This is a genomic window from Wolbachia endosymbiont (group A) of Portevinia maculata (genome assembly GCF_964028525.1).
Lineage (GTDB): Bacteria > Pseudomonadota > Alphaproteobacteria > Rickettsiales > Anaplasmataceae > Wolbachia.
Genome location: NZ_OZ034786.1, coordinates 992570 through 1017466, shown reverse-complemented (window position 1 = coordinate 1017466; position 24897 = coordinate 992570). Strand labels below are relative to the sequence as shown.

General features: G+C 33.9%; 28 protein-coding genes and 1 pseudogene. 15 read left to right on the top strand and 14 right to left on the bottom strand.

Features of this window, described 5'->3' with window-relative positions; genetic code table 11:
• The first annotated feature begins 51 nt into the window (after nucleotides 1–51).
• Nucleotides 52–870 (top strand): transporter associated domain-containing protein, encoded by an 819-nt coding sequence (locus ABWU36_RS05055; RefSeq protein WP_353273092.1) that lies wholly within the window; start codon nucleotides 52–54, stop codon nucleotides 868–870.
• Nucleotides 871–941: 71 nt separating this feature from the next.
• Here ABWU36_RS05055 and ABWU36_RS05050 read toward each other — a convergent pair whose 3' ends face one another.
• Nucleotides 942–1286: a hypothetical protein gene (locus ABWU36_RS05050; RefSeq protein ID WP_353273222.1), complete on the bottom strand. Its 345-nt coding sequence runs from the start codon at nucleotides 1284–1286 to the stop codon at nucleotides 942–944.
• 14 nt (nucleotides 1287–1300) lie between these two features.
• A complete protein-coding gene (locus ABWU36_RS05045) occupies nucleotides 1301–1594 on the bottom strand; it encodes a hypothetical protein (protein ID WP_253307226.1) in 294 nt (97 codons plus the stop codon).
• Nucleotides 1595–1727: 133 nt separating this feature from the next.
• On the opposite strand from ABWU36_RS05045, the gene purM reads away from it, so the two are divergent.
• Nucleotides 1728–2765 (top strand): phosphoribosylformylglycinamidine cyclo-ligase, encoded by a 1038-nt coding sequence (gene purM / locus ABWU36_RS05040; protein WP_253307225.1) that lies wholly within the window; start codon nucleotides 1728–1730, stop codon nucleotides 2763–2765.
• On the opposite strand, the gene purC is transcribed toward purM, so the two are convergent.
• Entirely contained in the window at nucleotides 2762–3484 is a 723-nt protein-coding gene (gene purC / locus ABWU36_RS05035) for a phosphoribosylaminoimidazolesuccinocarboxamide synthase (protein ID WP_253307224.1), read from the bottom strand. The two genes, purM and purC, sit on opposite strands and share 4 nt — an antisense overlap.
• A gap of 74 nt (nucleotides 3485–3558) precedes the next feature.
• On the opposite strand from purC, the gene trmD reads away from it, so the two are divergent.
• The 12 genes from trmD (at nucleotide 3559) to ABWU36_RS04975 (ending at nucleotide 12627) form a co-directional block, all read left to right on the top strand.
• Nucleotides 3559–4269 carry a tRNA (guanosine(37)-N1)-methyltransferase TrmD gene (trmD, locus tag ABWU36_RS05030; RefSeq protein ID WP_264328690.1) on the top strand — a complete coding sequence of 237 codons (711 nt, stop codon included), beginning with the start codon at nucleotides 3559–3561 and terminating at the stop codon, nucleotides 4267–4269.
• Nucleotides 4253–4630 (top strand): 50S ribosomal protein L19, encoded by a 378-nt coding sequence (rplS, locus tag ABWU36_RS05025; RefSeq protein ID WP_253307222.1) that lies wholly within the window; start codon nucleotides 4253–4255, stop codon nucleotides 4628–4630. Before trmD ends, rplS begins: the two co-directional genes overlap by 17 nt.
• Nucleotides 4631–4879: 249 nt before the next feature.
• Nucleotides 4880–6130: a PstA family ABC transporter permease gene (locus ABWU36_RS05020; protein WP_353273091.1), complete on the top strand. Its 1251-nt coding sequence runs from the start codon at nucleotides 4880–4882 to the stop codon at nucleotides 6128–6130.
• Nucleotides 6131–6136: 6 nt separating this feature from the next.
• A complete protein-coding gene (locus ABWU36_RS05015; RefSeq protein ID WP_264687850.1) occupies nucleotides 6137–6934 on the top strand; it encodes a phosphoribosylformylglycinamidine synthase subunit PurQ in 798 nt (265 codons plus the stop codon).
• 705 nt (nucleotides 6935–7639) lie between these two features.
• A complete protein-coding gene (locus ABWU36_RS05010; protein WP_264687851.1) occupies nucleotides 7640–7816 on the top strand; it encodes a hypothetical protein in 177 nt (58 codons plus the stop codon).
• Nucleotides 7810–8127: a recombinase family protein gene (locus tag ABWU36_RS05005; RefSeq protein ID WP_264687852.1), complete on the top strand. Its 318-nt coding sequence runs from the start codon at nucleotides 7810–7812 to the stop codon at nucleotides 8125–8127. The genes ABWU36_RS05010 and ABWU36_RS05005 overlap by 7 nt, the downstream gene beginning before the upstream one ends.
• Before the next feature lie 123 nt (nucleotides 8128–8250).
• Nucleotides 8251–9210 carry an IS5 family transposase gene (locus tag ABWU36_RS05000; protein ID WP_353273051.1) on the top strand — a complete coding sequence of 320 codons (960 nt, stop codon included), beginning with the start codon at nucleotides 8251–8253 and terminating at the stop codon, nucleotides 9208–9210.
• Between the two features lie 16 nt (nucleotides 9211–9226).
• Nucleotides 9227–9769, top strand: coding sequence for a recombinase family protein (locus tag ABWU36_RS04995; RefSeq protein WP_353273090.1), 543 nt, complete (start codon nucleotides 9227–9229; stop codon nucleotides 9767–9769).
• Nucleotides 9770–9858: 89 nt separating this feature from the next.
• Nucleotides 9859–10146: a zinc ribbon domain-containing protein gene (locus tag ABWU36_RS04990; protein WP_253307215.1), complete on the top strand. Its 288-nt coding sequence runs from the start codon at nucleotides 9859–9861 to the stop codon at nucleotides 10144–10146.
• Nucleotides 10139–10555 carry a hypothetical protein gene (locus ABWU36_RS04985; RefSeq protein ID WP_253307214.1) on the top strand — a complete coding sequence of 139 codons (417 nt, stop codon included), beginning with the start codon at nucleotides 10139–10141 and terminating at the stop codon, nucleotides 10553–10555. The genes ABWU36_RS04990 and ABWU36_RS04985 overlap by 8 nt, the downstream gene beginning before the upstream one ends.
• A 248-nt stretch (nucleotides 10556–10803) precedes the next feature.
• The gene (gene recR, locus ABWU36_RS04980; protein ID WP_253310001.1) at nucleotides 10804–11403 is read left to right on the top strand and encodes a recombination mediator RecR; all 600 of its coding nucleotides are present in this window, start codon (nucleotides 10804–10806) and stop codon (nucleotides 11401–11403) included.
• 3 nt (nucleotides 11404–11406) lie between these two features.
• On the top strand, nucleotides 11407–12627 hold the full coding sequence (locus tag ABWU36_RS04975; protein ID WP_253307213.1) for a P-loop NTPase fold protein: 1221 nt from the start codon (nucleotides 11407–11409) through the stop codon (nucleotides 12625–12627).
• A 45-nt stretch (nucleotides 12628–12672) separates the two neighbouring features.
• Here ABWU36_RS04975 and ABWU36_RS04970 read toward each other — a convergent pair whose 3' ends face one another.
• From ABWU36_RS04970 to ABWU36_RS04955, 4 genes are all read right to left on the bottom strand, one after another.
• Entirely contained in the window at nucleotides 12673–12861 is a 189-nt protein-coding gene (locus tag ABWU36_RS04970) for a hypothetical protein (protein ID WP_353273089.1), read from the bottom strand.
• Nucleotides 12839–13841, bottom strand: a protein-coding gene (locus tag ABWU36_RS04965) for an IS630 family transposase (RefSeq protein WP_353272868.1) whose coding sequence is annotated in 2 segments (ribosomal slippage) — nucleotides 12839–13330 and nucleotides 13332–13841 — 1002 coding nt in all. Because the reading frame shifts where the segments join, the coding sequence is not laid out codon by codon here. Before ABWU36_RS04965 ends, ABWU36_RS04970 begins: the two co-directional genes overlap by 23 nt.
• Nucleotides 13842–13903: 62 nt before the next feature.
• Nucleotides 13904–14311: a hypothetical protein gene (locus ABWU36_RS04960; RefSeq protein WP_353273088.1), complete on the bottom strand. Its 408-nt coding sequence runs from the start codon at nucleotides 14309–14311 to the stop codon at nucleotides 13904–13906.
• Between the two features lie 79 nt (nucleotides 14312–14390).
• The gene (locus ABWU36_RS04955) at nucleotides 14391–15701 is read right to left on the bottom strand and encodes a pyruvate dehydrogenase complex dihydrolipoamide acetyltransferase (RefSeq protein WP_253310000.1); all 1311 of its coding nucleotides are present in this window, start codon (nucleotides 15699–15701) and stop codon (nucleotides 14391–14393) included.
• Nucleotides 15702–15771: 70 nt separating this feature from the next.
• Between ABWU36_RS04955 and ABWU36_RS04950 the strand changes: the two genes are divergently transcribed.
• Complete coding sequence (locus ABWU36_RS04950) at nucleotides 15772–16263, top strand: SH3 domain-containing protein (RefSeq protein WP_353273087.1); 492 nt, start codon at nucleotides 15772–15774, stop codon at nucleotides 16261–16263.
• On the opposite strand, the gene ABWU36_RS04945 is transcribed toward ABWU36_RS04950, so the two are convergent.
• The 7 genes and pseudogenes from ABWU36_RS04945 to ABWU36_RS04915 all read right to left on the bottom strand — a co-directional run bounded on the left by ABWU36_RS04945 (nucleotide 16260) and on the right by ABWU36_RS04915 (nucleotide 24893).
• On the bottom strand, nucleotides 16260–16472 hold the full coding sequence (locus tag ABWU36_RS04945) for a hypothetical protein (RefSeq protein ID WP_253307210.1): 213 nt from the start codon (nucleotides 16470–16472) through the stop codon (nucleotides 16260–16262). The genes ABWU36_RS04950 and ABWU36_RS04945 overlap by 4 nt on opposite strands.
• A 126-nt stretch (nucleotides 16473–16598) precedes the next feature.
• The gene (locus tag ABWU36_RS04940; protein WP_265016560.1) at nucleotides 16599–16763 is read right to left on the bottom strand and encodes a hypothetical protein; all 165 of its coding nucleotides are present in this window, start codon (nucleotides 16761–16763) and stop codon (nucleotides 16599–16601) included.
• A gap of 111 nt (nucleotides 16764–16874) precedes the next feature.
• The gene (locus tag ABWU36_RS04935; protein ID WP_353273086.1) at nucleotides 16875–19757 is read right to left on the bottom strand and encodes a hypothetical protein; all 2883 of its coding nucleotides are present in this window, start codon (nucleotides 19755–19757) and stop codon (nucleotides 16875–16877) included.
• Complete coding sequence (locus ABWU36_RS04930) at nucleotides 19738–22092, bottom strand: type VI secretion protein (protein ID WP_353273085.1); 2355 nt, start codon at nucleotides 22090–22092, stop codon at nucleotides 19738–19740. The genes ABWU36_RS04935 and ABWU36_RS04930 overlap by 20 nt, the downstream gene beginning before the upstream one ends.
• Nucleotides 22093–22136: 44 nt before the next feature.
• Entirely contained in the window at nucleotides 22137–22508 is a 372-nt protein-coding gene (locus tag ABWU36_RS04925; protein ID WP_187297371.1) for a hypothetical protein, read from the bottom strand.
• 101 nt (nucleotides 22509–22609) lie between these two features.
• Nucleotides 22610–23790, bottom strand: a pseudogene (locus ABWU36_RS04920) (hypothetical protein).
• A 107-nt stretch (nucleotides 23791–23897) separates the two neighbouring features.
• Complete coding sequence (locus tag ABWU36_RS04915; RefSeq protein WP_253307206.1) at nucleotides 23898–24893, bottom strand: NAD(P)H-dependent flavin oxidoreductase; 996 nt, start codon at nucleotides 24891–24893, stop codon at nucleotides 23898–23900.
• Between the last annotated feature and the right edge of the window lie 4 nt (nucleotides 24894–24897).

The following is a 24897-nucleotide window of genomic DNA, read 5'->3' as shown; positions in this document are numbered from 1 at the left end:
TTTTCTTGATAAATCTGATCTGAAAACGTTTTTGCCATTACAGGGAATAAATTGAGTAAAAAAGGAACCTTAGTAGAAAAAATAGCATATAGAATTTTTCTCTTCCTTTTCAAAAAAGCTTCTGTGTTGAAAAAGTGTGCGACTGAAGCATTAATGAAAGATCTGCCAGACCTTAATATATTTAATGGTCTATTAAAATTCCGCGATTGTGGTATAATGGATATAATGACTCCACGTACAGAGATATGCGCAGTAGACATTGAGTCAAGCGAGCGTGAAATAATAAAGAAGATAAAAAACACTTGCCACACTAAAATACCAATTTATAGAAATAACTTTGATAACGTAATAGGCTTTTTTTATGTAAAAGATGTTATTTTTAATAGGGATAAAAATTTTAATCTGAGAAATATTATACAAAGCGTAATATTTGTTCCGCCCTCGATGAAGACAACTAATCTTTTTGTTAGGATGAAATCTTCTAAGTCATACTTAGCTATTGTATTGGATGAATATGGTGGAACTGATGGTTTAATTTCAATGACCGATCTTATAGAGGAGCTAATACCAAACATTGATAGTGAGAACGAAATAAATTCAGAATATACCATTACTGAATTGTCTCAAAATAAGTTTGAAGTGTCAGTAAGGGTTCTTATAAAGGATATAGAAGAGGATCTAAAAATAGAATTACGTGACCCTGAAGAAGACTATGTTACACTTGGTGGTTTGATTCTTTCGATTGCTGGTAAAGTGCCTTCTGTAGATGAAGTCATTAAATATAAAAATGGTATGAAGTTTATCATCAAAGATGGAAATGAGCGCTACATTAATAAAATAGTACTAGACTTAAGTGATTACAAAAATTAGATTTGGTACCCCTTGTCGGGGAATGTCTTGCCTTGAAACGAAGAAAAAGTTGTAATAACCAAATATGCAACTCAAGGTATAGTTAAACCTATCTCCAGCAAATTATTTTCGCAAGTACAATGCATTTCAGTTTTATAGTACTCTAATAATAAAGAGGTCATATAGATATTAATATCTTTTGTATTTAAATTAGTGTCATTTTTTTTGATTAATTTGTCTACTAATGATTTGCTTATTGGTTTGTGTTCATTTAGAATTTTTATAGTTAATAGCATTTTATCTTCTGTTTGACTCAGTAAAACAGACACTAGTTCAACTTCCGCCACTGCGCTGGCTATAATTAGCACCATATTAGAAATTATCTTATTTATCTTTTCAATTAAATCTTCCTTATTTTTTGCAGAGTATGCGTCTATTTTCCACGTAAGCTTTACTTTTTTTTTAATAAATAATTTTCGATATTAGATTTGGTCTGATCAAAGCTGTAATTATCTGCTGAAGAAGAATATGCCTGCTTCATAACTTTATGTTTATATATTAAATCATCGGAGCTTTCTTTAAGAAACGACAACGCTTCCTTCTGCGCATCAGCATCGTTCTTATCTATTACTTCAAGCTCTTCTAAGCCAAACATTATTCCATTCATAGAGTTAGCAAAGTCATGAAGCAGCCGTCCTGATAGCAGCTCCGTTATTAACAGTATGTTTTTGATGTTTTTGTTCATTGGATAATTATAAATGATTTAAGTTACCCTATATTGGTAAACATATAATAGTCAATTAAGAGAAAGTTTCGTTGCACTTTTTATATCAAGGCATTAATATAGTATTAACAATTTTAAAATTTATAGAAGGATTATGAATACTTATATCAGATCAGGAATAGATCTTGAACTATATAATAAGTTAATAAAAGAAGTCAAGCCTATTGCTCAAGAAACTACTAGAGAAGAAGTAATCAGCGAAATAGGTTCATTTTCTGCGTTGTTTGATTTTGCTGCACTAAGTAAGAAATATGACCATCCAGTACTTGTTTCCTCAACTGATGGAGTAGGTACGAAACTATTGATAGCTCAAGAAGTGAATAGGCATGATACTATAGGTATAGATTTAGTTGCAATGTGTGTAAATGACTTACTTGCACAAGGAGCAACGCCTTTATTTTTCCTTGATTACTTTGCAACAGGTGTTTTGAGCAAGGACGTTTTATTATCTGTGGTCCAAGGCATTGCAAAGGGGTGCAAGCAAGCTAAAATAGCATTGGTTGGTGGGGAAACTGCAGAAATGCCTGGAATGTATGATAATAATCACTATGACCTTGCAGGGTTTGTGGTTGGTGTAGTTGATCGAAAGCAAATTCTTCCAAACTGTAGCATGATGAAAGTAGGTGATTATATAGTTGGCTTAGAGTCAAGTGGAATTCACTCAAATGGGTTTTCTTTGGTGCGCCATATTTTCAAAGGCTTAGGTATAAATTATAACGACTCATCTCCATGGAATAATCAGCTTTGGAAAGAAGTGTTGCTCGAACCAACAAAAATATATGTTGATTCTTTGTTGCCTATTATGCCAAAGGTAAAAGGCATTGCACATATAACAGGTGGTGGCTTGATAGATAATATTCCGCGGATTCTTCCAAAAAACTTATTTGCAAACATAGACATTAATTCCTGGAAATGGCCAGATATATTTTTATGGCTAACAAAGGAGGGTAAAATAGAGAAGAAAGAAATGCTAAAAACATTTAATTGTGGTATTGGCATGGTATTGATCGTAAGTCCTGAGAATATGCAAAACGTGAAAAATCATTTCCAAAAACGTGGAGAAAAAATTGAAATTATTGGAAAACTTGATGAGGCATGTAACCCTCCACTTGATAGAGTAGTATTTAGTTAGTCTAACTTTACTGACAGTCTTTTTGCAACTTCTAGGTACGCTTCCTTTAAATCTCCTAAATTCAAACGAAAGACGTCTTTATCTAGCTTTTTATAAGTATTTTTATCCCATAACCTGCAGTTATCAGGGCTGATTTCATCGGCTAAAATGATTTTAGTACTGTCATTTATTAATCTGCCAAATTCTAACTTGAGATCAACTAAATATATACTTGCATTTGAAAATAGGTGGACTAAGATTTCGTTGATTTTTAAAGTTGTAGTTTTAACTTCATCCATTTCTTTGCTAGATAGCCAATCAAAATACAGTATGTGATTTTCATTCACCATTGGGTCGGCTAGGTCATCATTTTTGTAAAAAAACTCGATTATAGGAGATGTAAGTGCCTCACCTTCTTTGATATTAAAACGTTTGCAAAAGCTGCCAGCTGCAACATTTCTAACTACCACCTCAAGAGGTATTATCTTGAGCTTTTTGACTAGCTGTTCTCTTTCGTTTAGAGTTTTTATAAAGTGCGTGCTAGTTCCTGCTTCTTCAAGCTTTTCCATGATAAAAGCACTAACATGATTATTAATTATTCCTTTGCCCTCAATAATTTCATATTTTTTCTTATTGAATGCTGTAACATCATCTTTAAAGTGCTGTATAACAGTTGATGAGTCTTCAGTTTCAATAATGGCTTTCGCTTTACCTTCGTATATTGTTTTATTCAGTGACATGCTTAATTTAACTATATATTATATCAATTTACTGTTCTTAGAGTATAGCTCCAAATAACTTAAAATAAACCTTAATGGCATTCAATGTTACAATATTAACCATATTTCCAGAAATGTTCCCCGGGTTTTTGAACTATTCTCTTGCCGGAAAAGCGTTAGAAAAAAAAATATGGAACCTTGAAGTAATAAATATTCGTTCTTTTGCGAAAGATAAACATTCAACTGTGGATGATGTTCCATATGGAGGTGGAGCAGGAATGGTTATGCGTTCTGATGTAGTTGGTGATGCAGTAGATAGTATGCTCTCTGTTCATAAAAACACTAAGTTTATTTACATGACTCCATCTGGAACTAAGTTTAATCAGAATATTGCCAGAGAATTATTAGAGTTTCCTCATATAACAATATTGTGTGGTCGATTTGAAGGTATTGACCAAAGGATAATTGATGCGTATACTCCTTATGAATTAAGTATCGGAGATTATATACTTTCAGGAGGTGAGCCAGCTGCGATGGTGGTTCTCGATGCATGCATTAGACTTCTTCCAGGTGTAGTAAATAATTCCGATAGTATTATTGAAGAAAGTTTTAGTTATGATGGTGGTATGCTTGAATATCCTCAATATACTAGACCTGAGCAGTGGAAGGGATATAAAGTACCTGAGGTTTTGTTATCTGGCAATCACAAAAAAATAAGTGATTGGAGGCAGAAGCAGTCTCATGTTATAACAAAAAAGCGTAGGCCTGAATTATTGAATGGAGAGATAAATGACAAATTTACTTAAAAAATTTAACGAACAGCAAATGCAAGTGTTAGCTAAAGAAATACCAGAATTTCGTCCTGGTGATGATTTGAAGGTCACTTTTAAAGTAGTTGACGGTGCAAGTGAACGTATACAGATATTTGGAGGTGTATGTATATCAAAAAGGAACCGCGGGTTGCATTCTTCTTTTGCAGTCAGAAAAGTGAGCCATGGAGAAAGTATAGTGTCTCAATTTTTTGTTTATTCTCCTGCACTGGTTTCAGTGCAAGTGACAAGAAAAGGAAAGGTTCGTAGAGCAAAACTGTATTATCTATGCAAACTATTTGGAAAAGCTGCAAGGATCAAAGAGCGTACTACTTATGTTAAAAAGAAATCTAAGTAGATACAATAGGGAGTGATGTCAATTGTGTCATCCCAGCACTTCCCCAGTGTCATCCAAGTAGCTGATACTGGGATCTACCTTATTCTATATCATGGATGTTATTTTTAGCATGGAGTCTGTTACCAATTGCCTGATTTGTAAATATTTTTATAACTGGATTCCAGTGTCAAGCACTGGAATGACATCAACGTTTATTAAACTGGACGTTTGTACAGCTGTGGGCTTGACGATAGGATCCAGGGAAAATAAATGAGTATAAAGAAAAAATTCCTTAAATTACTTCAGTCAAGGCGTGTACATGCTCGTATAAAAAGGAAAAATAAAAAGAACAGAGCGTTACGCTTTTGCTCTTTCACGGCACTAGTTATTTCACTTGGCTGTCCTGTGTGTATATTGTTGAGTATATTAGTTAACTCTTACAGTGCCTTAACAGTAACGAAAATTTTATTGCCAATTGAAATAAGTGCTGATCTTACTTTAACAAATAATCCTAGTGATTTGCGGTATAAGTCCATTGGCTTACTCAACGATTCTTTACGTAAGGTGTTTAAAGGAACTGATTTTAAAGACAGTGACGAAATTTTAAGTCGTAATTCTTACAAAGAACTAGAGAAATTTTTTCGTAAGAAAGTAAAAGATAGTGGTGAATATGAGATCTGGTTTACCGCGTCAAGTATAATTAATTCAATAAATAAAGATAAACATTTGAATGATCGTTATGCTAAATTACTTGATTGGCTAAAAGAAAAGAGGAGAGTGAAAAAATTTTTTAATAAGTCTTTATTCCTTAAATCTGACTCTCGTGAACCTGAGAATGCAGGGATTTTAGGGGCATTTATCGGTTCATTAATGACAATTATAGTGTGCCTAGCATTAGCATTACCAATAGGAATTATGTCGGGCATCTGTCTTTACGAATTTATTCCTAAAAATAGGCTAATGACTAATATTGTAGAAATTAGCATGAATAATCTTGCTGCAGTGCCTTCAATAATATTTGGTGTAGTGGGCTTAACTCTCTATCTTGGCATATTTGGGCTACCGCGCTCTTCACCACTTGTTGGTGGAATGACTCTTTCATTTATGATGTTACCTAATATTATAATTGCAACAAAAAATGCCTTTGCGAATGTTCCTATTACGATAAAAGATGCAGCGTTTGCGCTCGGTGCGCCTCACATCAAGGTGATATTAGATCACTCTTTACCGATTGCGTTACCAAGAATAATACATGGTACTGTGCTTGCAATTGCAAGGATTTTAGGTGAATCTTCCCCTTTACTTATGATAGGTATGGTGGCATTTATTGCTGATACACCTACGTCCTTTTTCGATCCGGCGACTGTTCTGCCTGTGCAAATATACATATGGTCAAGTAGTCCTGAAATTGCATTTATTGAACTTGCTGCTATTGCAATTATAGCTTTATTATTGGTGTTATTTGCGTTAAATTTAGTAGCAAATTTTGTAAAAAAGAAATTCGAATTTTTTAATTTTTAGCAATTCATGAAAATCACAGTCCTATCTGGTTATGGCTTAAATTGCGAAAAAGAAACCGCATTTGCATTTATGGAATGCAGCAGAAAACTTGGTATTAGTAATATTGAAGTAAAAATCGTTCACATTAATGATATCATAGATAATCCAAGTGAACTGAAATTAAGCAATATACTTGCAATTCCAGGAGGTTTTTCCTATGGTGATAACACTGGTGCTGGTAATGCGTTTGCTTTACGTATTAAAAACAACTTGTTGGATGAGTTTCAAGAGTTTTTATCTCAGGACAAGCTGATTATAGGAATATGTAATGGTTGTCAGATATTAGTAAAATTAATTCCAGAGTTCTCTAGTCTAGCTTTAATCCATAATGATATAGGCAATTATCAATGCCGTTGGATTAGAGTGGGAGTTAATCCGCAGAGTAATTCTGTTTGGCTACGGGGCCTGAGTGAACTATATCTCCCTATTGCTCATGGGGAAGGCAAATTTTTTATGGATCAAGATATTTTGAACCAATTGATTGAGAGCAATTCCACCGCATTACGTTACATTGATGAAAATGGCAACTATGCTAACCTACAATTTCCTTACAATCCGAACGGATCTACATACGACCTAGCAGCTTTATCAGATAAAAGTGGAAGAGTGCTAGCTTTAATGCCCCATCCAGAGAGGGGAATATTTTTTACTCAGCAAGATAATTGGCCTCTTGAAAAAGAAAAGAGCAAGCGTTTAGGTATTGCTGTGCCAAAATATGGTGATGGAATGCTTATATTTGAAAATGCACTAAAGTATTTTTGTTAAAATTTATTGGTAGGGGTTTATGGTCGAAATTATCCCCTGATATTGCAAAAAATTACTTTACAAGTTTCGCCAGTCCCCTTATTATGATAATAAGGGTATTTATGACTCAAAACTTGTTTTTGACCTGCAGGCTCAATGACAAAATTCAGTAAAAAACTCAGGGTATTTATTGGCGGATTACATAAAATTATAGCGGCTGCATGTCTTTTTTATTTTTTCTACATTCAGCCAAATCGCGCTTATTTTAAGCGTTAGCACATTATTACAGCGCCACTTACAGTAATATAGAGTCAAAACTCGCACCACGGGAGTTCTTTGCCTTTTTTTTTATTTGGTAAATTTCTTAATGTTTGTAGCTAAAGCAACTTAAGAGACCGAAAATGGTGTCATTCCAGCGCGTGACGCTGGAATCTAGTCTTTATTATGCAGCCACTTATTTAAAGTTAAGTTTTCTGGATCCAAGTAGTCAGGGCACTGGGATGACACCTTGACGATTTGAAGAATCGTCATCCCGCTACTTGTTAGCGGCTAAGAGATACCGCGGCGGTATGACGTAGGGACTCCGCCAACAATATTGGAAGAAATCTGAAACTTGAGAAAACTATTTCCCGAAAGCTTCTACAAAAAGAACAGAGAGTTGAATTTATTTATAGAGCTAGTGATCAAATAACCATATGTCTCGATGAATAATAAATGGGAGAGCTAATGGGCAACAAGAAATTAATAGTTTGTATTCGTTGTAGTTATGAAGTGAATAGATTAGCAGAGTTGTATCTATTAGATGCATATGAAAAATTAGTGTTAAGTAAACCAATAAAAGTGAGCAAAAAGGAAGAAAACTCTGAATGTAAGAAAGTAGATTTGAGGAGGGTTAAATGGTAACAGTTAGATTATATGCAAGAGTTTCTTCAGGGAGACAAGCACAAGAAGGTACAATAGCAAGTCAAATTGCTGCTATAGAGAATCAAATTAGTATGGACGGACATAAATTATTAAATGAATATAAATTTATTGATAATGGTTCTAATATAATCCGTCCTGGTTTAGAAAAATTACGTGATAAAATAGCAGAAGGTAGCATTGATAAGGTTTATATTCATTCTCCTGATCGTTTATCTCGCAAGTATGCATATCAGATGGTATTACTTGAAGAGTTCAAGAAACTAGGAGTAGAAGTCATTTTTTTTAATTAGCGATAATCCAGAATGGCTTTGTTGCATAGCTAGAGTATTTTAGGGTGGTAATGGAGGTAGAAAAGTTCTTTTAAATATATGGTTACCAACAGATTTTAGTAAAATAAGCATTTTAATGGGAACATGTCGCAAAAAATGAGAGTAAGCAATCATGGTGAATATAATAAGTTTCTTCAAGAAAGAGGAAATATTTTTCATTTTGTTAACGAAGCTATAGAAAATTGGTATGAAAATACTCCAAGAGTTTCGGGTGGCAATAACATTTATAGTGATAAAGTTGTGATTTTAATACATATAATAGTTCATCTTTTTAGAATTGGTCTAAGGCAAGCTGTAGGTTTTGTGAAAGGTTATATGATGCAAATAGGCAAAAACCTTAAGGTTATCAGCTATACACAAGCTTCCAGAAGATTCAAAAAGCTTAACTTGAAAATTGATGATTGTAGAATTGACAAATGTGATCGGAAAAATATTGAAATTGCTATAGATAGCACAAGAGTTAGCATCTACAATAACAACGGTGGCCATAGTAAAATTAATGTTCGAGAAAGGAAATACAATCGTTATGATCAAGTAAGAAAACTACACGTTGTTTTAAACATAAACAATAAGAAAGCAATAAGCATAAAGTACACTAATGGCGTTTTTCCGGACTATTTATCGGTCTGTGATATGTTAAAGGAAATCAGCAATAAGTATAACATTCATTCTATTCGAGCAGATGCAGCTTATGATATAAGAGGTGTGTATAGAGAATGTAGAAAATACAATATTATCCCTATTATTCGACCTAGAAAAGATACTAAAATTTGTTTAGCTGACTATTTATTAGCAAGAAACAGGTACATTAGTAAAATTAGATCATATGAGAGCTACGAGGATGGTATTAATGAGTGGAAGAAGAAAGTTAAGTATGGAGCACGATCTTATATTGAAGCATTTTTCTATAGGTTAAAGCAAATATTTGGGTTTAGCTTGAAAAACAAATCAGAGATAAATCGTGAAAAAGAGCTGTTTATTAAGTGCTATTTGCTTAATGTATTTACTAACATAGGTATGGCCAAGTTTAAATTAGCTACATGAATTTACTGTAATTTGTATGCCTATAAGTGCTATGCAACAAAGCCATCCAGAATCTCAATTACTATTACAAATGCAAGGTATGATAGCAGAATATGAACGTGCAAAAATCATGGAAGGAAGCTGCCGAGGAAAGATTTATGCAGCCAATAAGGGTTATATAAGTGTAATGAGAGCTGCTCCTTATGGCTATCATTATATAAATAAAAATACAGAGACAGGACAAGCCTTATTTGAAATTTATGAAGAAGAAGCTGAAGTTGTGCGTAAAGTATTTTTTTGGGTAGGAAGAGAAAGAGCGAGTATAGGAGAAGTATGTCGTGGGCTAAGTGCTATGTCCGTTATGACGCGAACAGGAAAAGAATATTGGGATAGGGCTGTAGTTTTGAGTATGTTAAAAAACTCTGCTTATAGAGGACAAGCAGCTTTTGGTAAAACAAGGTTAGGCGTAAAATTAAAACATATAAGACCAAAAAAAACTCCTGCGAGCAACCAAAAGATAATTATTCTACTTATCCTGTTCCAAAAGAGGATTGGATTTATATTAAAGTACCTAGTATAGTAAACGAAGATTTATTTGATATAGTTCAAGAACAATTAGCAGAGAATAGAAAAATAGCAAGAACAAGACAAAGAGGAGCAAGATATTTATTGCAAGGTTTAGTAGTATGTAAGCTTTGTAATTATGCATATTATGGTACTAGCACTGCAAGGAATAAGGAGGGAAAAAAACTAATAATCAGGTGTATTATCGTTGTATTGGCACGCCGTTTTGGTGGTAATAAAATGTGTAACAACAAATTAATTCGTACAGATACATTAGACATAGCTGTGTGGGAAGAAGTAAAGCATCTATTAAAAAATCCGAATAGAATATTAGAGGAGTATAAACGAAGACTTTCAGAACTTACCACTAGATCAAAAAAGCGCTTTGCTTGAAGCACAAGAAGATAAATTAAAACGTGGTATTGCAAGGTTAATTGATAGTGATGCTCAAGAATATATTGATCAAGAAGAATTTGAGCCAAGAATTAAAGCAATGAAACAAAACTTAAAAATGGTTGAAGAACAAAAGAAAAAAACATTTGATCAGAAAAAACTCACACAAGAGTTCACTCTAGTAGTAACAAATTTAGAGGGATTTTCCTCTAGTATTAACTCAAGTCTTGATAATGCAGACTGGCTAACTAAACGTGATATTATTAGAACGTTAGTTAAGCGAATTGAGATTAATTTTGAGGATGTGAACATCGTGTTTAGAGTGAAAGAGCTTCCAGACTCTTCTCATGGGGAGAAAAATCAATACTTGCAATGTTGTTGTAGGGGTAGTCATCCCGCTACTTGTTAGCGGGATCTAGAGATACTGCGGCGGTATGACGTCTCGCTTGGGTCAGCTATACCTTTTTTCTACTTAGTTTGGGTTATGCAAGAAGTCTATTATAATCAGGCTTTAAGTGTGCGGAAGTAATTTTTTGCATTAGAGTAAAAAATTTTTTCTATAGCTAATCAAAGTGGGATCAAGAGAAACTTACCACTTTCTTTACAAAGGGTTTGATGTTACCATTTGATGAACTATTCTGAATTTATTGAATGAACATTAACATAAAGAATCTAGTTCATGCTTTTTCTAAATTGCCAAGTTTAGGACCATCATCATCACGCAGGTTGGTTATACATTTACTCCAAAACAAAGAGAAAGTTATGCTACCACTTGTATCTTTGATTAAAGAGCTAGCAGATCTTATAGTAGAATGTGAGATTTGCGGAAATCTAGATACTAAATCACCTTGTTCTATTTGTACTAACCCAAAACGTGACACTAAGTTACTGTGTGTAGTAGAAGAATTGGGTGATCTATGGGCGTTTGAAAAAGGAAATATATATTCAGGTTTATACCATGTTTTGGGGGGCAGATTGTCTGCAATAAACGGCATAGGTCCAAAAGAACTGAACCTTGATACTATTCTGGAAAGAGTGACAAAATCTAAAGTTGAAGAGATAATTATTGCAATTAATCCGACATTAGAGGGTCAAGTTACTGCACAATATATAATTGAATTGCTAAAAAATTTGGATGTGAAAATATCACGTCTTGCTTGCGGCATACCAATGGGCGGAGAAATTGACTATCTAGATGAAGGAACGTTAAAAGCAGCCCTCACTTCAAGACAAGAATATGAGTTAAATATAAAATAAGGTATGTGCTTAAAAAAACTTGCATCGTTAATAACGTTCAAGAAGAAAGAAACAGCGCCACCACTTCAAGTGGCGGCTTGGGAAAATGACCGTCTAAACTATAAGCAATTTTCAGGCAAATTCAACACTATAATTAAAACGATTGATCAGTTTTTTACAATAATATCTTTAGAAGGATATGACGGATGGGGTAAGACGTTTTTTCTGAAAGAGTGGGTAAAAGAGTTAAAACAGCAAAATGAAATTGCAGCTTACTATAACGCATGGGATATCAATGCACTGGATCAACCACTTCCTTCTTTTTTAAATTTTCTATTTGAAGATTTATTTGCATCGTATGAAGTAAAAAGAAGCGTTATACAACAGTTCAAGAACATAAATCAAGAACTATTTTCTCTAAACACACTAGGAAAGCTGATTAGTAAATCTCCACTTGCTATGCTTTCCGTATTGCTTGACGCTACAAAAGAGGCTGATAGGAAAGATATTGGTTCTGTACTGAGAGAGTTGAATACTCTTCAAAGAAGAGAAGAAAACATTAAGGATTTTAAAACACAATTGGCAAAAGTAGTTAATAGAATTAGAAAAGACAAAAACATTTATATAATGGTGGATAATCTTGATGTGTGCCGCCCTAAATTCGTTGTCGATTTTTTGGAATCTATAAAGTATATGCTTGATGTGGAGGGGCTGGTTTTCATTATTTCTGTAAGTAAAGATAAGAGCAATGTGCATAAAGCCATTAGCACGATACTTGGACCAAATTTTGACCTAAAATCTTTTACTGATCTCTCTTTACATTTACCGAAGCAACCGATAGAAAAATTTACAAAAGAACTATTTGAAAATATTAAATTACCGAAAAAGTCAAAAAATTTGATTGTAGATAGTTTTATATTTTATGCAGAAAGCCTTTTACTATCGTTAAAAACAATAGAATACTGCGTAAAAAAAATAAAGCTGTGTCTTCTGAATTACACAAGAGAAGAATTACCTGCTCCAAATTTGTTTTCGTTTTTGGTAATACTGCAATCAGTAAATACTGATTTGTATGAGGAGTTAGATTCCTCATGTCAAAGAGCATTGGAAAAAATTGAAAATGAATATAAATCTTTAATTCTAAATGGTCAAGAGGAATGGGAAAAACTTAAAACCTCTCTAGAAGCTGCTTTTGCAGAGAAGGAATCAAAAATTAACAAAGCTATAAAGGATATAATATTTTGAAAAGATACCCTACCTTTGCATATACAAAGATAGGGTAATATTTGATTAACGCCCCTTTACTATGTTATTACCTTGTTCAAACTTTCTGATTAATTCGCTTACGTTGACATTAGATAATTTTTTACCTGCAGATTTGTCATTATGTGAAGCATCAGGTTTACGAAGGTCTTCCTTACTGTTACTCCTAGTAATATTATACCAAATTCCATTACTAATCGAACAAATAAGAAACATTACAAACTCGTTTAATAGTAGTGCTGGAAATACTGACAATAAAATTACACAGAACATCTTCAAGTAAGCCTATGGTATCGTAGACTCTGTTGCGTAAAGTATTGTGTTTGATATATTGCCACAGCCTCTCAACAGGATTCAGTTCCGGTGAATAAGGAGGCAAGTATATAATGGTAATGTTTTCCTGAAATTTCAAACTTTTTGATCTATGCCAACCTGCACAATCCATTACAAGAAAGACTTTTTTCGTGCCTAAATCTTTCGACATCTGCTCCAGAAATATATTCATACAATCAGTGTTTACATATGGAGCAAGTAGGCTAATTTTCTTACCACTTCTTGGATTTACTGCACTGTAGATATAGAAATTTTGTCTACCAATTTTCATTTTAACCTGCGTTCTGACCCCTTTTTTAAACCATCCGTGTCCGATTTTTGAATGAGTTCCAAATCGTGATTCATCAAAAAAATACCTCCTTTTCAGGGTGGGAATTGACTATTTTATTGAAGTATTTTTTAAACTCTTCTTGCTTTTTTTTATCTTGTTTATGGTGAATTGGCCTCGGTGTTATGTAAGAAAATTTCATCCTTTGTATCTCACGGTGCACTGTTGATTTGCTAATGTTTAGGCCAAATTCCTCTGAGATTTTTATTTGCACTTCCTTAATAGTAATATTTGGATTTCTTTCTACCCATATTTCAATTTGCTCACGTTGATTTTTGTTTAATTTGCTTTTCCTTCGCCGTTGAGACGGGGCAAATAATCTTTCTACTCTACCAAATTTTAGATGCTTTATCCATTCAGTCAAAGCAGTCCTTGAAATTTTACATATTCTTGCCACAGCGCTTATACTACTTTCTTTTCCTACTATCACCGCTTGTAACTTTTTTGAAACATATGCGTTATTTCTGACCTTTTTTAACATTTCTTTCGCCAAATTTACAACTTTTTCGTCTAATAGTTTTGACCTTAATGCCATTTATACCTCTCTATTTTATCTACTTTAGTATCACTTCTTTCCCATTATTGTCTATCTGTTCTTTACATAGTGGGAATTGGTATAACATCACTGATACCACTATCCCCTGAATCACGGCGTTGTTTGTTAGAAGTGCTATGAATATTGTCTTTCATGAGTTTTTGCATTGTTGGGCCAAATGTTCTTCCAAGATTGCTACTTACTGTTTTATTACTATCATTTGCTTGGGAATGAGATGCATTTCGCTCAAAAATCGCTTTTATTCCAGCAAATTTAGCTTGGGAAGATTTCGGAGGAACAGGTGGAGCAACTTTCTTAAGCTTTACTATTTTTTCTAACTCATTCTGCGACGATAACTTGGTCTCTGGTGCTCTTGGTGGTACCGGTGGGGCAACCATGCCTTTTGAGTTAATCTTTCCTTCATTTTTAGGAAAAATTTTTGGATTATTTTTTTCTACTGTAGTATTCATTTTTTTACCTCTAAGCCTATTAACTAGTAGAATTATAAACTTAGAGGTATTAATTTTGTAATAACGATGCTAATAGGTTTCAAATAAGCATCGCCAGAGGACTCTCTATATAATGCTTAAAGGCATTTAAAAATTTTGCTCCTAATGCTCCATCAACTGCTCTATGGTCAACAGAAAGTGTTACTGTCATTATTTCTGCTATCTCTATTTTCTCATTCATAACAATTGGTTGTTTTTTGGATGCACCAACTGCCATAATGCAAGATTGCGGCGGATTGATTATAGCACTGAAGGCTTTTATACCAAACATTCCTAAATTGGAAATAGTAAACCCACCTCCTTGAAATTCTTCTGGCCTTAATTTTCCAGATCTTGCTCTGCTTACTAAATCTTTCACTTCTTTTGATATAGATAAAATACCCTTTTTATCAGCATTTTTTACTATAGGAGTAATTAGCCCATCTTCAAGTGCCACAGCGATTGAAATGTCTACATTCGAGTATTTAAGTATTTTATTATCTATCCACGAAGAATTTATATCAGGAAATTTTTTCATGCTGAAAGCTGCAGCTTTTATGATTAGGTCATTAATTGTTACTTTGTTATTTTCATCTGCTGAGCTAATCTCGTTTTTTAACGATATTAACTTATCAACCTGGCAGTCTACAGTTAAATAAAAATGTGGAACATTCTGTTTGGATTCAGTTAAGCGCTGTGCTATCACTTGGCGCATATTGCTTACTTCAACCATGGTATCTTCCTCGGGCCTTTCACGACTTTCAATGCGTGTACCACTACCTAAAGACTCCAACACATCAGCCTTAATTATGCGACCATATGGTCCTGTACCTTTTAATTGCTGCACATTAACCCCTTCATTTTGAGCTATTTTCTTAGCTAATGGGCTTATTTTTATTCTACCTTCTACATAACCCTCTGTCATCTGAGTAGCTGACACTGGTTCTTTTCTTCTGGATTCCAGCGTCACGCGCTGGAATGACACCGAAGAATGACTTGTTGGCTTTCCGTTTAAATCTTGGTGTTCTGATTTTTGATTATCAACAGCACTTTTTGTCACTTCCTTTTTAACTGCACTATTGATGGAAGTTGAAGTATAGTTGTTAAGTGCACTTTCATCTTCTCCTTCTTCCAGCATTAAAGCTATTGGTTGATTTACAGGCACGCCACTTGTTCCTTCTGTTACTAAAATTTTTGCTAAAACTCCTTCATCTATAGATTCAAACTCCATTATGGCTTTATCAGTCTCTATCTCAGCAATTACGTCGCCTACTTCAACTTTGTCTTGTTCTTTTTTATGCCACTTGACAATTTTTCCTCCAGTTTTGCTCATTGTCGGTGAAAGAGCAGGCATTAATATTTCTATAGGCATTGATTTTGCATTTAAAGATCTATTCAATTTTTAATTTACTCTTTATCTTATGTCAATCTAATCGTGAATTATGATGAATAAGTCTGTTACACTATCCCTCACGTCATCCCAGTGCGTGACACTGGGATCTTGGTTCAGTACTATTATCCTATTGTTTTTATTATTTAGTCATAGCTTGTTTGCTAATAACTTTGTTTCAACAAAGTCAAACAAAATCAACATGAGAACAGGGCCAGGGTTTCACTATCCTGTAAAATGGATATACACTTGCAAAAATCTGCCCCTGAAAGTGATAGAAGAGTTTGAGAGTTGGAAAAAGGTCTGCGATATAGATGAAGACTGCGGATGGATAAAAGGCAATCTGCTTAGTGGTAAGCACCACGCAATGATAAAAGAAGATACTTATGGATATCAAAAACAGAGTGTAGACAGCAAGATTACTATGAAAATAGACAAGTTCGTTGTAATGAAAATAGAAAAATGCAACGAAGAATGGTGCTTTCTTTCCACCCCAAAACGTAAAGCATGGGTACAAAAAAAACATATATATGGGGTTGATTAGGTTGATAAAGGATCTGGATTAACACTAGTTTCCGGACCTTCTGTAGCAGACTCTTCAGATGAAGCAGGAGTTGCACTAACTTCTTGAGGTTCTGGAGAATTATTTTGCCATATAGTGCTGTCACAAAAACTCTGTAACATCTCCTCAGCAGATGAGTTTAAAATTTGTACAATAGACTTTTCACTTTGTTCTCTTAGCGATTGATCCATTCTAGAAATCAACTTAAGAAACTCACTACCTGATTTTTCAGCTTCACTTTTTATTTTGCTTTCTATGCTTGCAATATTACCTTGATCAATTTCTTCTTTTGTTATGTTGAATGAATTTGCAACATCTTAATATCCAATTTTGCAATTTCCACAACCAATTATGCAAAAAGCAATAGAATTAGATATTTCATTTGCAGCCCACTTATGTATAGTGGTAGCCAAATAATTGTCATGGTATTTAATGCTAAATTGTTGTTCTATTAGCTCAGAAATTTTATTCTTTAGAGACATAAAGCACCCTCCTACATTCGTTATACCTTTTTGTTAAGATACACCATTTACTACATGCTTTACTTTAATTAATTATTAAAACGAGAGCATAATTTTCAGAGTTATATCTTTTTACCTTAACAATTCTTTTTTGATTTCCTCTTCAACTTTCTCTCTTATATTCACATTAAGGTCCTTCGTCGAAAAATCAGTCATAGCTTCAAGATCATATAGATCTCTTGTCACTTTTTCAATAGCATCATTTATTTCTTCTTTGTCAAATTCCTTTATAATAGGTCTAATCTTCACATACCCTGGAGAGCCTTTACCATAAATTTCTTTGCTTTTATAAATGCAACCACCTGCACCAGGTTTACTGCTTCTCAAACCACTTCCACACTCTATTATTTCATACTTGACTTGACCATCTTCTATATATGTTATTTTATTATCTTCAGTAGACTTCAATGCACTTGCTGGTATGACTGTTTTTTCTAACTCTAAACTCGGTTCATGAATTATTGTGTCCCGATAACTTGTACGTTCAGGACCATATGTTCTATACATACCTCCACCTGCAACAGTGATTAATGGCTTGCAATCTTGTTTGTCTGAACGACACATTTTTATAAAAATAGGTCCTCCGTCCTTATCTGAGGAGTTATTTTCCTGGTTACCCCCTCCCTCTGTAACTTTCACCTTAATTACAGGATAATTAGGGTCAATTTTCAGTTTAGCTTTAATATAATCGCCTGGCATTCCTGCTCTACTTTCAGTGGAACATACAGAAGATTCGCAGTTAATAGGTGTATCTTTTATATGACCTGCTTCACCACTTCCCCACGCTTCTATTTCAACACGATCAAATTTTATTGATAAGTCATCTGTATAAACATCTTTATTTTCATGATCATAGGATTTTTCATTATTTTTTTCAAGATCTGGTTTCTTATTTTTCAGCTGTTCCTTGATTATCTCTTTTAATTTTTCTTTTAATTTCTTTTTGAGACCTTCTAAATCGAACCTACACAATTTATCAGCGTAAAAGACCTCTGTTCTATCTGCTTTAATCAGTTGATCTTTTAATTGTGTACACTTTTGTACTTCATTTTTTTCATCTCTTAATACTTTATCATCCTTATCTTTACAATCCACTTCCTCATACCTTAAGTAGAATGGCTTATCATTTTCATTTTTATTCAAATATTGTTTTGAACGGCTGCATTTTCCATCAGAGCAGATGCAACCATCATCACCTTGATTACATTTTTCTCTATGCTCTACATCCGTCAATTTGTATACTACTTTCAGTCCTTTACCAGATTTAAATGCCTTGTCTATCTCATCATTTCTTTTTACACAGTAACTGCATTTCCCCTTTTCCTGTTTATTGTCGTCAGGGAAGAAAACATACCCTTGCTTATTAAATATTATTTTATCCAACTGATCTTGAAGTCTTTTTATTTTTAAGAGGTCGACTGTTTCCCTTTCCTTGCTTGGAAGATAATAGAACCGATTTGATTCCTTTGAATAAACAGCATTGTATTTAATATATTTTGTTCCCATTAATTTTAGTGGTATTATTTTATTTTCTCTTTCAAGAACAAACTCTTCTGGTTCTGGCTGCCATCCAGAAAGACAAAGCATTCTACTGTTAGAATTTTCTTTATATTTTATTTCTACTTCTGGTTGTCCTAAGCTGTTCAATTTGCATTTATTTCCTTGAAACTCTTTACATTCTGTTTCAATATCAGGAACATAGTCATATTCTTTCAGAACTTTAAATTGTTGCGGATTACTTTCTAATATACCTTCTATAATATTATCAATATAACTTTTTTCGTTATTACTATCAGTTGTTTTTTTAACTATTCTCGGTTTTACTACCTTTAAAGATAGAGGGCCAATGTTTGTAGAAGAACCAGCATTAACATTAAAAGTACATAAACCATTGCTGTAGGTTCCACGTGCTTCATAAGTACAAGTGTTCTCACTCATCTTCATTCTTATCTTTAACGTGTTACTCTGTTTTCCAGGCGTGTTACTTTTTACTATCTCTACTACTTCAGGCTCTGGAGTAGGTGGTGCCGGGAAACAGCGGACGAACTGTGGATTTTTTTCATCTATACTTTGAGTTCCAAGGTATTCAGCGCAGAGCTTATCTTTTTCTCTATAAGTTTTGAAGTAGTACGTGATGCCATCTTTGTCTAAAATAGAGCGCCACTCAGCTTTATCTTCTCCATACCCTTTAGGGAAATCTAATTTTTCTCCAATCTCTCCGTCTCCTCCTTTCAGATCACCAATGATTACCTTAACTTTAGGGTTAAAGTAATCATTGTCTTCATCTGTTATAGGAACAATTCTAACTTGTGGAGGTGACATCGCAAGTTGCTCACAGAACGGAGGGGGGCCAGGTGCAAGTGGCACAGGGGCACATTTTACTTTTTCCTGATAGCAAGTATCACAAACATTTTCCATTTCTCCAGGGCGAAAGATATTTTCCCCTGAAAAAACTCTAGAACCCCATGCAGAAATACCTGATATACAAGCACCCTTTTGACTGCAAGCGCATATTTTAGGAGAGTTAGCGAATCTTCTTTTTTCCTCATCAGTAACACCATCTGCCCATTCCCACTCAAGACCCCGTGTCACCTGTCCATGAATTTTTCCACCATTCAGCATTTTATCCCCTCCCCAGTCAATAAAAGCTGCAGCAGAAACACCCCCACCTGTACTTTGTGTTCCATATATTTGGCGGCAGGATTCCCCGCTTTGTAAGTCATAACAATAACTTTTTCCATCATAAGCACATACTCTAATTTTAGGATTAAAATAGCCATCAACTCCTTGATCTTTTATTGCTTGTACTTTAATTTCTTTTACCCAATCTCCGCTAACTATTGCTTCGAACCAAGTATTACTCGTTACAAAATTCGGACAATCAGCATATCCTTGATACGAAAGACCAAGTATCAAAAAGAACATCAATAAGAAATTAAGCTTTACACTTCTCATAAAACACCGGTAACCACTCATTAACTTCTTCTCCTTTTTCCTTTATTGCCTCGTACATATACTTTATCGTCTCTTTGTTAGCTGAAAGTACATGTATTTCTTGCATATTCTTTAAATCTAAATTTGAAGTTACTAACCCTTTATACTGCTTTATCAAAAATAAACCTTCCTGTGTTGGCGTCTGCAGAATTATATTCAGCTCCTCTTTCGATAAAGAAAATGCTTTCATGTATAACCTATTTGCATTGACGTTTGGCATCAAGATCCTTGTATCAACATGTTTATCTAAATATTGAGTAAATTTGCTAGCAAATGCGAGGTTTAAGTTTTCAGTACTTAGGATTACTACAACATTTAGTTCCGTCATTCTTTGCATCCAGTTATCAAACTCTTTCTCTGTAGGAAAGATATTACTTATCTCCCATGCTTCATCCAAAACAAGTATTGCAGGCGAGCCATCACATTTTGCCTCAAAAGAATATAAAAAATAGTAAAGTATCACGGACATACATTCTTTTCGTTTTGTGAGGTTTGCGGTGTTGAGAGATATAATTTTTGTTTCCCAGTCAATATCTGATTCATTACCATCTTGAAATAAGTAAGCAAACTCACCACCGTCACACCATCTACTTATTTTACCCCCGAGGAGCAAAAGCACCTCAGAAATTTGCGCAATAGAACGTGACTCCTTGGGTATAGCAAATATAGAATCCACAATTTTTCTTATCTTTTCTTCTACGTCCACCAAGCTCGTATCGGCTACCATTCTTTTGATCAGTTCAACCAACATATTGCGATTAGAAGCACTATCTTCAATGTTTAGTGGATTAAATTTTAGGCTTTTGTCCTTATACTTCGGATCGATTATATAATATTTACCACTCACTGCTTTAGTAAAAATTATCGACTTTCCAGTGTTATCCAATATGACAATTCTTGGGTTAAACTTTCTTGATTCTGATAATAGGAAATTAATGAGTGAAGTTCTGCCTGAATTTGGAGCTCCAAGTATCGTAGTATGGCCATTATTTCTTTTTCCATAGAAATTAAAGAAGTAAGGATTTCCTTCTTTTGAGAAAAAAACTGTTACCGCTTCTTTCCACCTTCCTCCTTTTAATGTACCTGACGTAAAATCATGCAGCATAGCAAAACTGCAAGCATATTTTGCTAATATATTTTTCGGTTGTGTAATAAAGGTAAAATTGCCCGGAAGTTGTGCCCAAAAATGACTTTCCATATGTAGATCAGTTCTAAATATCATGAAGCCAATTAATGACATTATAGAAGATAAATCACTAATATTTTCGGCTAACTTATTCCTATCGTCTGCAAATATTGTAAAAATAATTTTCTGTTGGCAGAAGTCTAGACTAGAGGTCTTTTCAAGCTCTATTATTTCTTCAATTCCTGAGCTTTTAAGTAAGGTATTATCCTCACTAATTTGCAGCATGTTAATTTGTTTATTAAATTCTTTTATTGCCTTACTATTACTAGTAAATATCATTATTTCTGTAATGATAAATTCAGATTCAAGCTGCAAGCACCTATCTATATTGCCTAAGGAGATTTCTCGGTATTCCTTTATGCTGAAAACAGAGCCAAATTTCTGTTGATTTTCAAAGATTGTCTGAAACGTATTGAAACCAAAAGCTATTTTAAAATTTCTAATATATTGCGACAGGTCCCTTTCATGTATTGGATAATCTTTGTGCGTTAATGTAACAATATAGTGGAGAAATTCTATCATTTCAGAATATATTTTACCTTCACTAAATCTTAGACCCAGTTTTTTAGCTCCAAAAGGTCCTAAATCATCGTGAATTAAGTCAGTTATCTTTTGCAACTCCTGGTGGCTTTCTTGTAAAGACAGCTTATGCTTATTCTTTATTCTATTAAAAAAAAATGAATTATTAGTATGCTTACCAAAATCGCTAAACAATATTACAATATATAATTCATTTATATACTGTAATTTACTATCAGTGAGTTTATCAAACCGCGCTGAATGTAGCTTATCAGAGAAGTCTTCAGTTTTATTCCATTTTAAGCTCAATTTATTGCGCTTTCGGACAGTATGAATCCAAACGGTAAAATATAGGCTATTAATATTTTTTGATATGCTTTTTCTAATTTCAGTTCTAAGGTCGCTGTAATTATCAACAGAAGAATAATCTTCTAACTTGATTATTTTTAACAACTCTCCCTGTTTTGTTAGTATAGTTTCTTCATTGTAATGACAAGCATAAGGAATGAAATCTAAATCAATGCTCTCTAGTAATGCTAAGTTGTTCTTTTTTTCAAACTTAGAGTTAATTGCTTGTACTTTTAGCTGCATATGCGTATTCAATAAAGATAATTAAAAAAGATAAAAATACTATCTTAATTTTTATCTTTTTTTTCGCTATCGGATTGTAATTTTATATCTTTTGCAAAATTAAATTTTTCTTTTAAGTAGTCTGTTGCCTTTTCTGTACTACCAAACATCATGATCAGTACACCAAACATTATCATAAAAAAGATTAGACCTCTGAACACTACTGCAAGTATCACCGCAGCTATACATAACCCTATGATTGTTGAAGGACTCATATTTTCTACAGTATCTTTAATTGAAAATGAAGAAATAAAATCTTTTACTGTTTCTTGTACATCCTTTAATTCATCACTCACCGAAGCTTCGCTAGAATATGATGCAAAAATGAAACTTAATAAGGCTATAAAAACCAAAACTTTATTCAATTGAATGCGCATCAACTAAATACCCTTTAAATATTCCTCAAATATAACAACTTTTATATCAATAGGCAAGAACTGAATTCACTTATCCACTACAAGTAACACATATTTAATTTTTACAGATGTGAACATGCTGTAAGCTTTTTATCATCAACAAGAGGTTCCACATTAATGGATGTTAATTTACTTGATAGGAAGTTTGAATGCAATTCAGCTACTGCTGCTATAGCAAACACTGCAGCCATAGCAAGTAGTCCTGCTCCTACCAGTCCTGATGTCATTGCTCCTGCAACAATGCACCCTATTGTAGAGAGAGCACAACCTGCTACAAGTGCAACGTGAAGATTTCTGTTATTGGGTTGTTTAAGTGGAGTATCTTCACCCTTTTTCTCATTCACAGGAGGTTTCTGCATGGTTGTAATGGTATTTTTTTGTCCTTTTGTTCTTCAGATTTCACTGGCTGACTACCTGTCCTCTGAGTAGCCTGACCACTTGGGTCCATATTTTCTTTTTTTTTGGATCCCAGTGTCACGCACTGGTATGACACCTGAGCTGGCTTTTTTTCTGTGGTCTGTTCTAGCAGCACTTTATTTTCAGTTTCTGCTTTTTGTGGATTACTATCTTCTTCAGTAGAGCTTATACTGCTCCTTACTGGTAATTCCAAACTTTCTTCACTCTTTCTAGGTGAATCTATTCTACTATCTGAATCATTATCATTACTGAGTTCAGAAGTCTGCTTATGCTCCTTTATTTCTTCCACAACCTTGCTATCTTTTTCAAGTATTTCTTCTGTAATACCTAAATTACTAAGTATTTTATTATCACCACTTTTTTTCTCAGCTATATTCAAGGGTGTTTCTTGTGTGTTGTTTTGCTCTTCAATATGTCCTAGCTGCATTTGATCTTCAATATTTTCTTTAACAGCACTTGGTATTGAGCTTACACTGCTGCTCTTGCTAACAACATCTAAAGTTATTAGTTCCATAATTATTTTTTCTATTTCCGTTCTTTTTGCTGTAGTTAGTTTTTTTGAGTTTGTTATTTCTACTTCCAATGCTGGAAGAAATTTCTCGGTGTAATAATTATAGTATTTTTGATATTTTTCTTGCTCTCTCAGTGATTTTTCTAATTGAATTAATACGTTAGGGTCAGCTCCTTTGTTGAACAACTCTATGCATTTTGCGATAGTTCCATCTCCATTTTTTTTTGGACTTTGATTACTATGTGTTTTTTTTGTTACCTTTTTGTATATAGTGTCGCGCAATTGTTGGTTAATATCTTTTTTAGAACTTGGCATAGACTTCTCCATACATAATAAAATGTATAGATACCTTTTTAGCGTTAATTTTACATTAAAACTGGGCAATTATGCCGTATTATGGATAATTATTTGCTCTTCTACTTCTACATTTCAATATAATTGTTTGCCTGTTGAATTAATATGTCTATCACTTCTTTTACAGGCTTTTCCCTATCAACCATGCCAACACTTTGACCGGCCATTAAAGATCCCGTTTCAACATCTCCATCAATTACTGCTCTTCTTAAAGCTCCAGCCCAGAACTTTTCTATTTCAAGCTGCCCATCTTCTTTTGAGATCTGTCCCTTTTGGTATTCATCAATAACTTTTTTTTGATGCTTCATAAAATCATCACTTGCTTTGTTGGCTATAGCTCTTACTGGAATTACAGGAAAATCAGCACTTATCTGTACAGAAGGTATTGCATTACGTGCGGCTGATTTAATAAACACTTTCTTAAAATTTTTGTGGGCAATTGACTCATTAGTGCAGACAAATAATGTACCTATTTGACAGCCACTTGCCCCCATTTCTAAGTAATTAACTATCATTTCACCTCTTCCTATTCCACCTGCAACAAACACTGGTATTTGTTCATTTTTAAAATGAGGCAATATCTCTTGTGCGAGAACAGAAGTGCTAACTGGCCCTATGTGCCCGCCTGCTTCCATTCCCTCTATTATTAACGCATCTACTCCCATTTTTACTAACCTTTTCGCAAGGCTTAATGCTGGTGCAAAGCACATAACTTTAATGCCTGCACTCTTGATTTTTTCTATATTAGGCTTCGTTGGTAATCCGCCAGCAAGCACTATATGGCTCACTTTCGTTTCAATGCACACATCTATCAACTCACTCAACTTTGGGTGCATAGTAATTAGGTTTACACCAAATGATTTGTTAGTTAATTTCTGTGTCTCTATGATTTCTTTTTTCAATAGGTCTGGAAACATTGCACCACATGCAATTACACCAAAACCACCAGCGTTTGAGATTGCCGAAACCAAGTTTCTCTCTGAAACCCAGCTCATAGCACCACCCATTATCGCAAACTCACTACCAAGAAAATCTGTTCCTTTTTTCCAGAGGCTACTTAACATATAA

Coding starts and splice junctions, on each gene's coding strand:
- ABWU36_RS05045 (WP_253307226.1), bottom strand. CDS start 1,594: ATGAACAAAAACATCAAAAACATACTGTTAATAACGGAGCTGCTATCA.
- purM (WP_253307225.1), top strand. CDS start 1,728: ATGAATACTTATATCAGATCAGGAATAGATCTTGAACTATATAATAAG.
- purC (WP_253307224.1), bottom strand. CDS start 3,484: ATGTCACTGAATAAAACAATATACGAAGGTAAAGCGAAAGCCATTATT.
- trmD (WP_264328690.1), top strand. CDS start 3,559: ATGGCATTCAATGTTACAATATTAACCATATTTCCAGAAATGTTCCCC.
- rplS (WP_253307222.1), top strand. CDS start 4,253: ATGACAAATTTACTTAAAAAATTTAACGAACAGCAAATGCAAGTGTTA.
- ABWU36_RS05020 (WP_353273091.1), top strand. CDS start 4,880: ATGAGTATAAAGAAAAAATTCCTTAAATTACTTCAGTCAAGGCGTGTA.
- ABWU36_RS05015 (WP_264687850.1), top strand. CDS start 6,137: ATGAAAATCACAGTCCTATCTGGTTATGGCTTAAATTGCGAAAAAGAA.
- ABWU36_RS05010 (WP_264687851.1), top strand. CDS start 7,640: ATGGGCAACAAGAAATTAATAGTTTGTATTCGTTGTAGTTATGAAGTG.
- ABWU36_RS05005 (WP_264687852.1), top strand. CDS start 7,810: ATGGTAACAGTTAGATTATATGCAAGAGTTTCTTCAGGGAGACAAGCA.
- ABWU36_RS05000 (WP_353273051.1), top strand. CDS start 8,251: ATGTCGCAAAAAATGAGAGTAAGCAATCATGGTGAATATAATAAGTTT.
- ABWU36_RS04995 (WP_353273090.1), top strand. CDS start 9,227: ATGCCTATAAGTGCTATGCAACAAAGCCATCCAGAATCTCAATTACTA.
- ABWU36_RS04975 (WP_253307213.1), top strand. CDS start 11,407: ATGTGCTTAAAAAAACTTGCATCGTTAATAACGTTCAAGAAGAAAGAA.
- ABWU36_RS04970 (WP_353273089.1), bottom strand. CDS start 12,861: ATGTTTCTTATTTGTTCGATTAGTAATGGAATTTGGTATAATATTACT.
- ABWU36_RS04960 (WP_353273088.1), bottom strand. CDS start 14,311: ATGAATACTACAGTAGAAAAAAATAATCCAAAAATTTTTCCTAAAAAT.
- ABWU36_RS04955 (WP_253310000.1), bottom strand. CDS start 15,701: ATGCCTATAGAAATATTAATGCCTGCTCTTTCACCGACAATGAGCAAA.
- ABWU36_RS04950 (WP_353273087.1), top strand. CDS start 15,772: ATGATGAATAAGTCTGTTACACTATCCCTCACGTCATCCCAGTGCGTG.
- ABWU36_RS04945 (WP_253307210.1), bottom strand. CDS start 16,472: ATGGATCAATCGCTAAGAGAACAAAGTGAAAAGTCTATTGTACAAATT.
- ABWU36_RS04940 (WP_265016560.1), bottom strand. CDS start 16,763: ATGTCTCTAAAGAATAAAATTTCTGAGCTAATAGAACAACAATTTAGC.
- ABWU36_RS04935 (WP_353273086.1), bottom strand. CDS start 19,757: ATGAGAAGTGTAAAGCTTAATTTCTTATTGATGTTCTTTTTGATACTT.
- ABWU36_RS04930 (WP_353273085.1), bottom strand. CDS start 22,092: ATGCAGCTAAAAGTACAAGCAATTAACTCTAAGTTTGAAAAAAAGAAC.
- ABWU36_RS04925 (WP_187297371.1), bottom strand. CDS start 22,508: ATGCGCATTCAATTGAATAAAGTTTTGGTTTTTATAGCCTTATTAAGT.
- ABWU36_RS04915 (WP_253307206.1), bottom strand. CDS start 24,893: ATGTTAAGTAGCCTCTGGAAAAAAGGAACAGATTTTCTTGGTAGTGAG.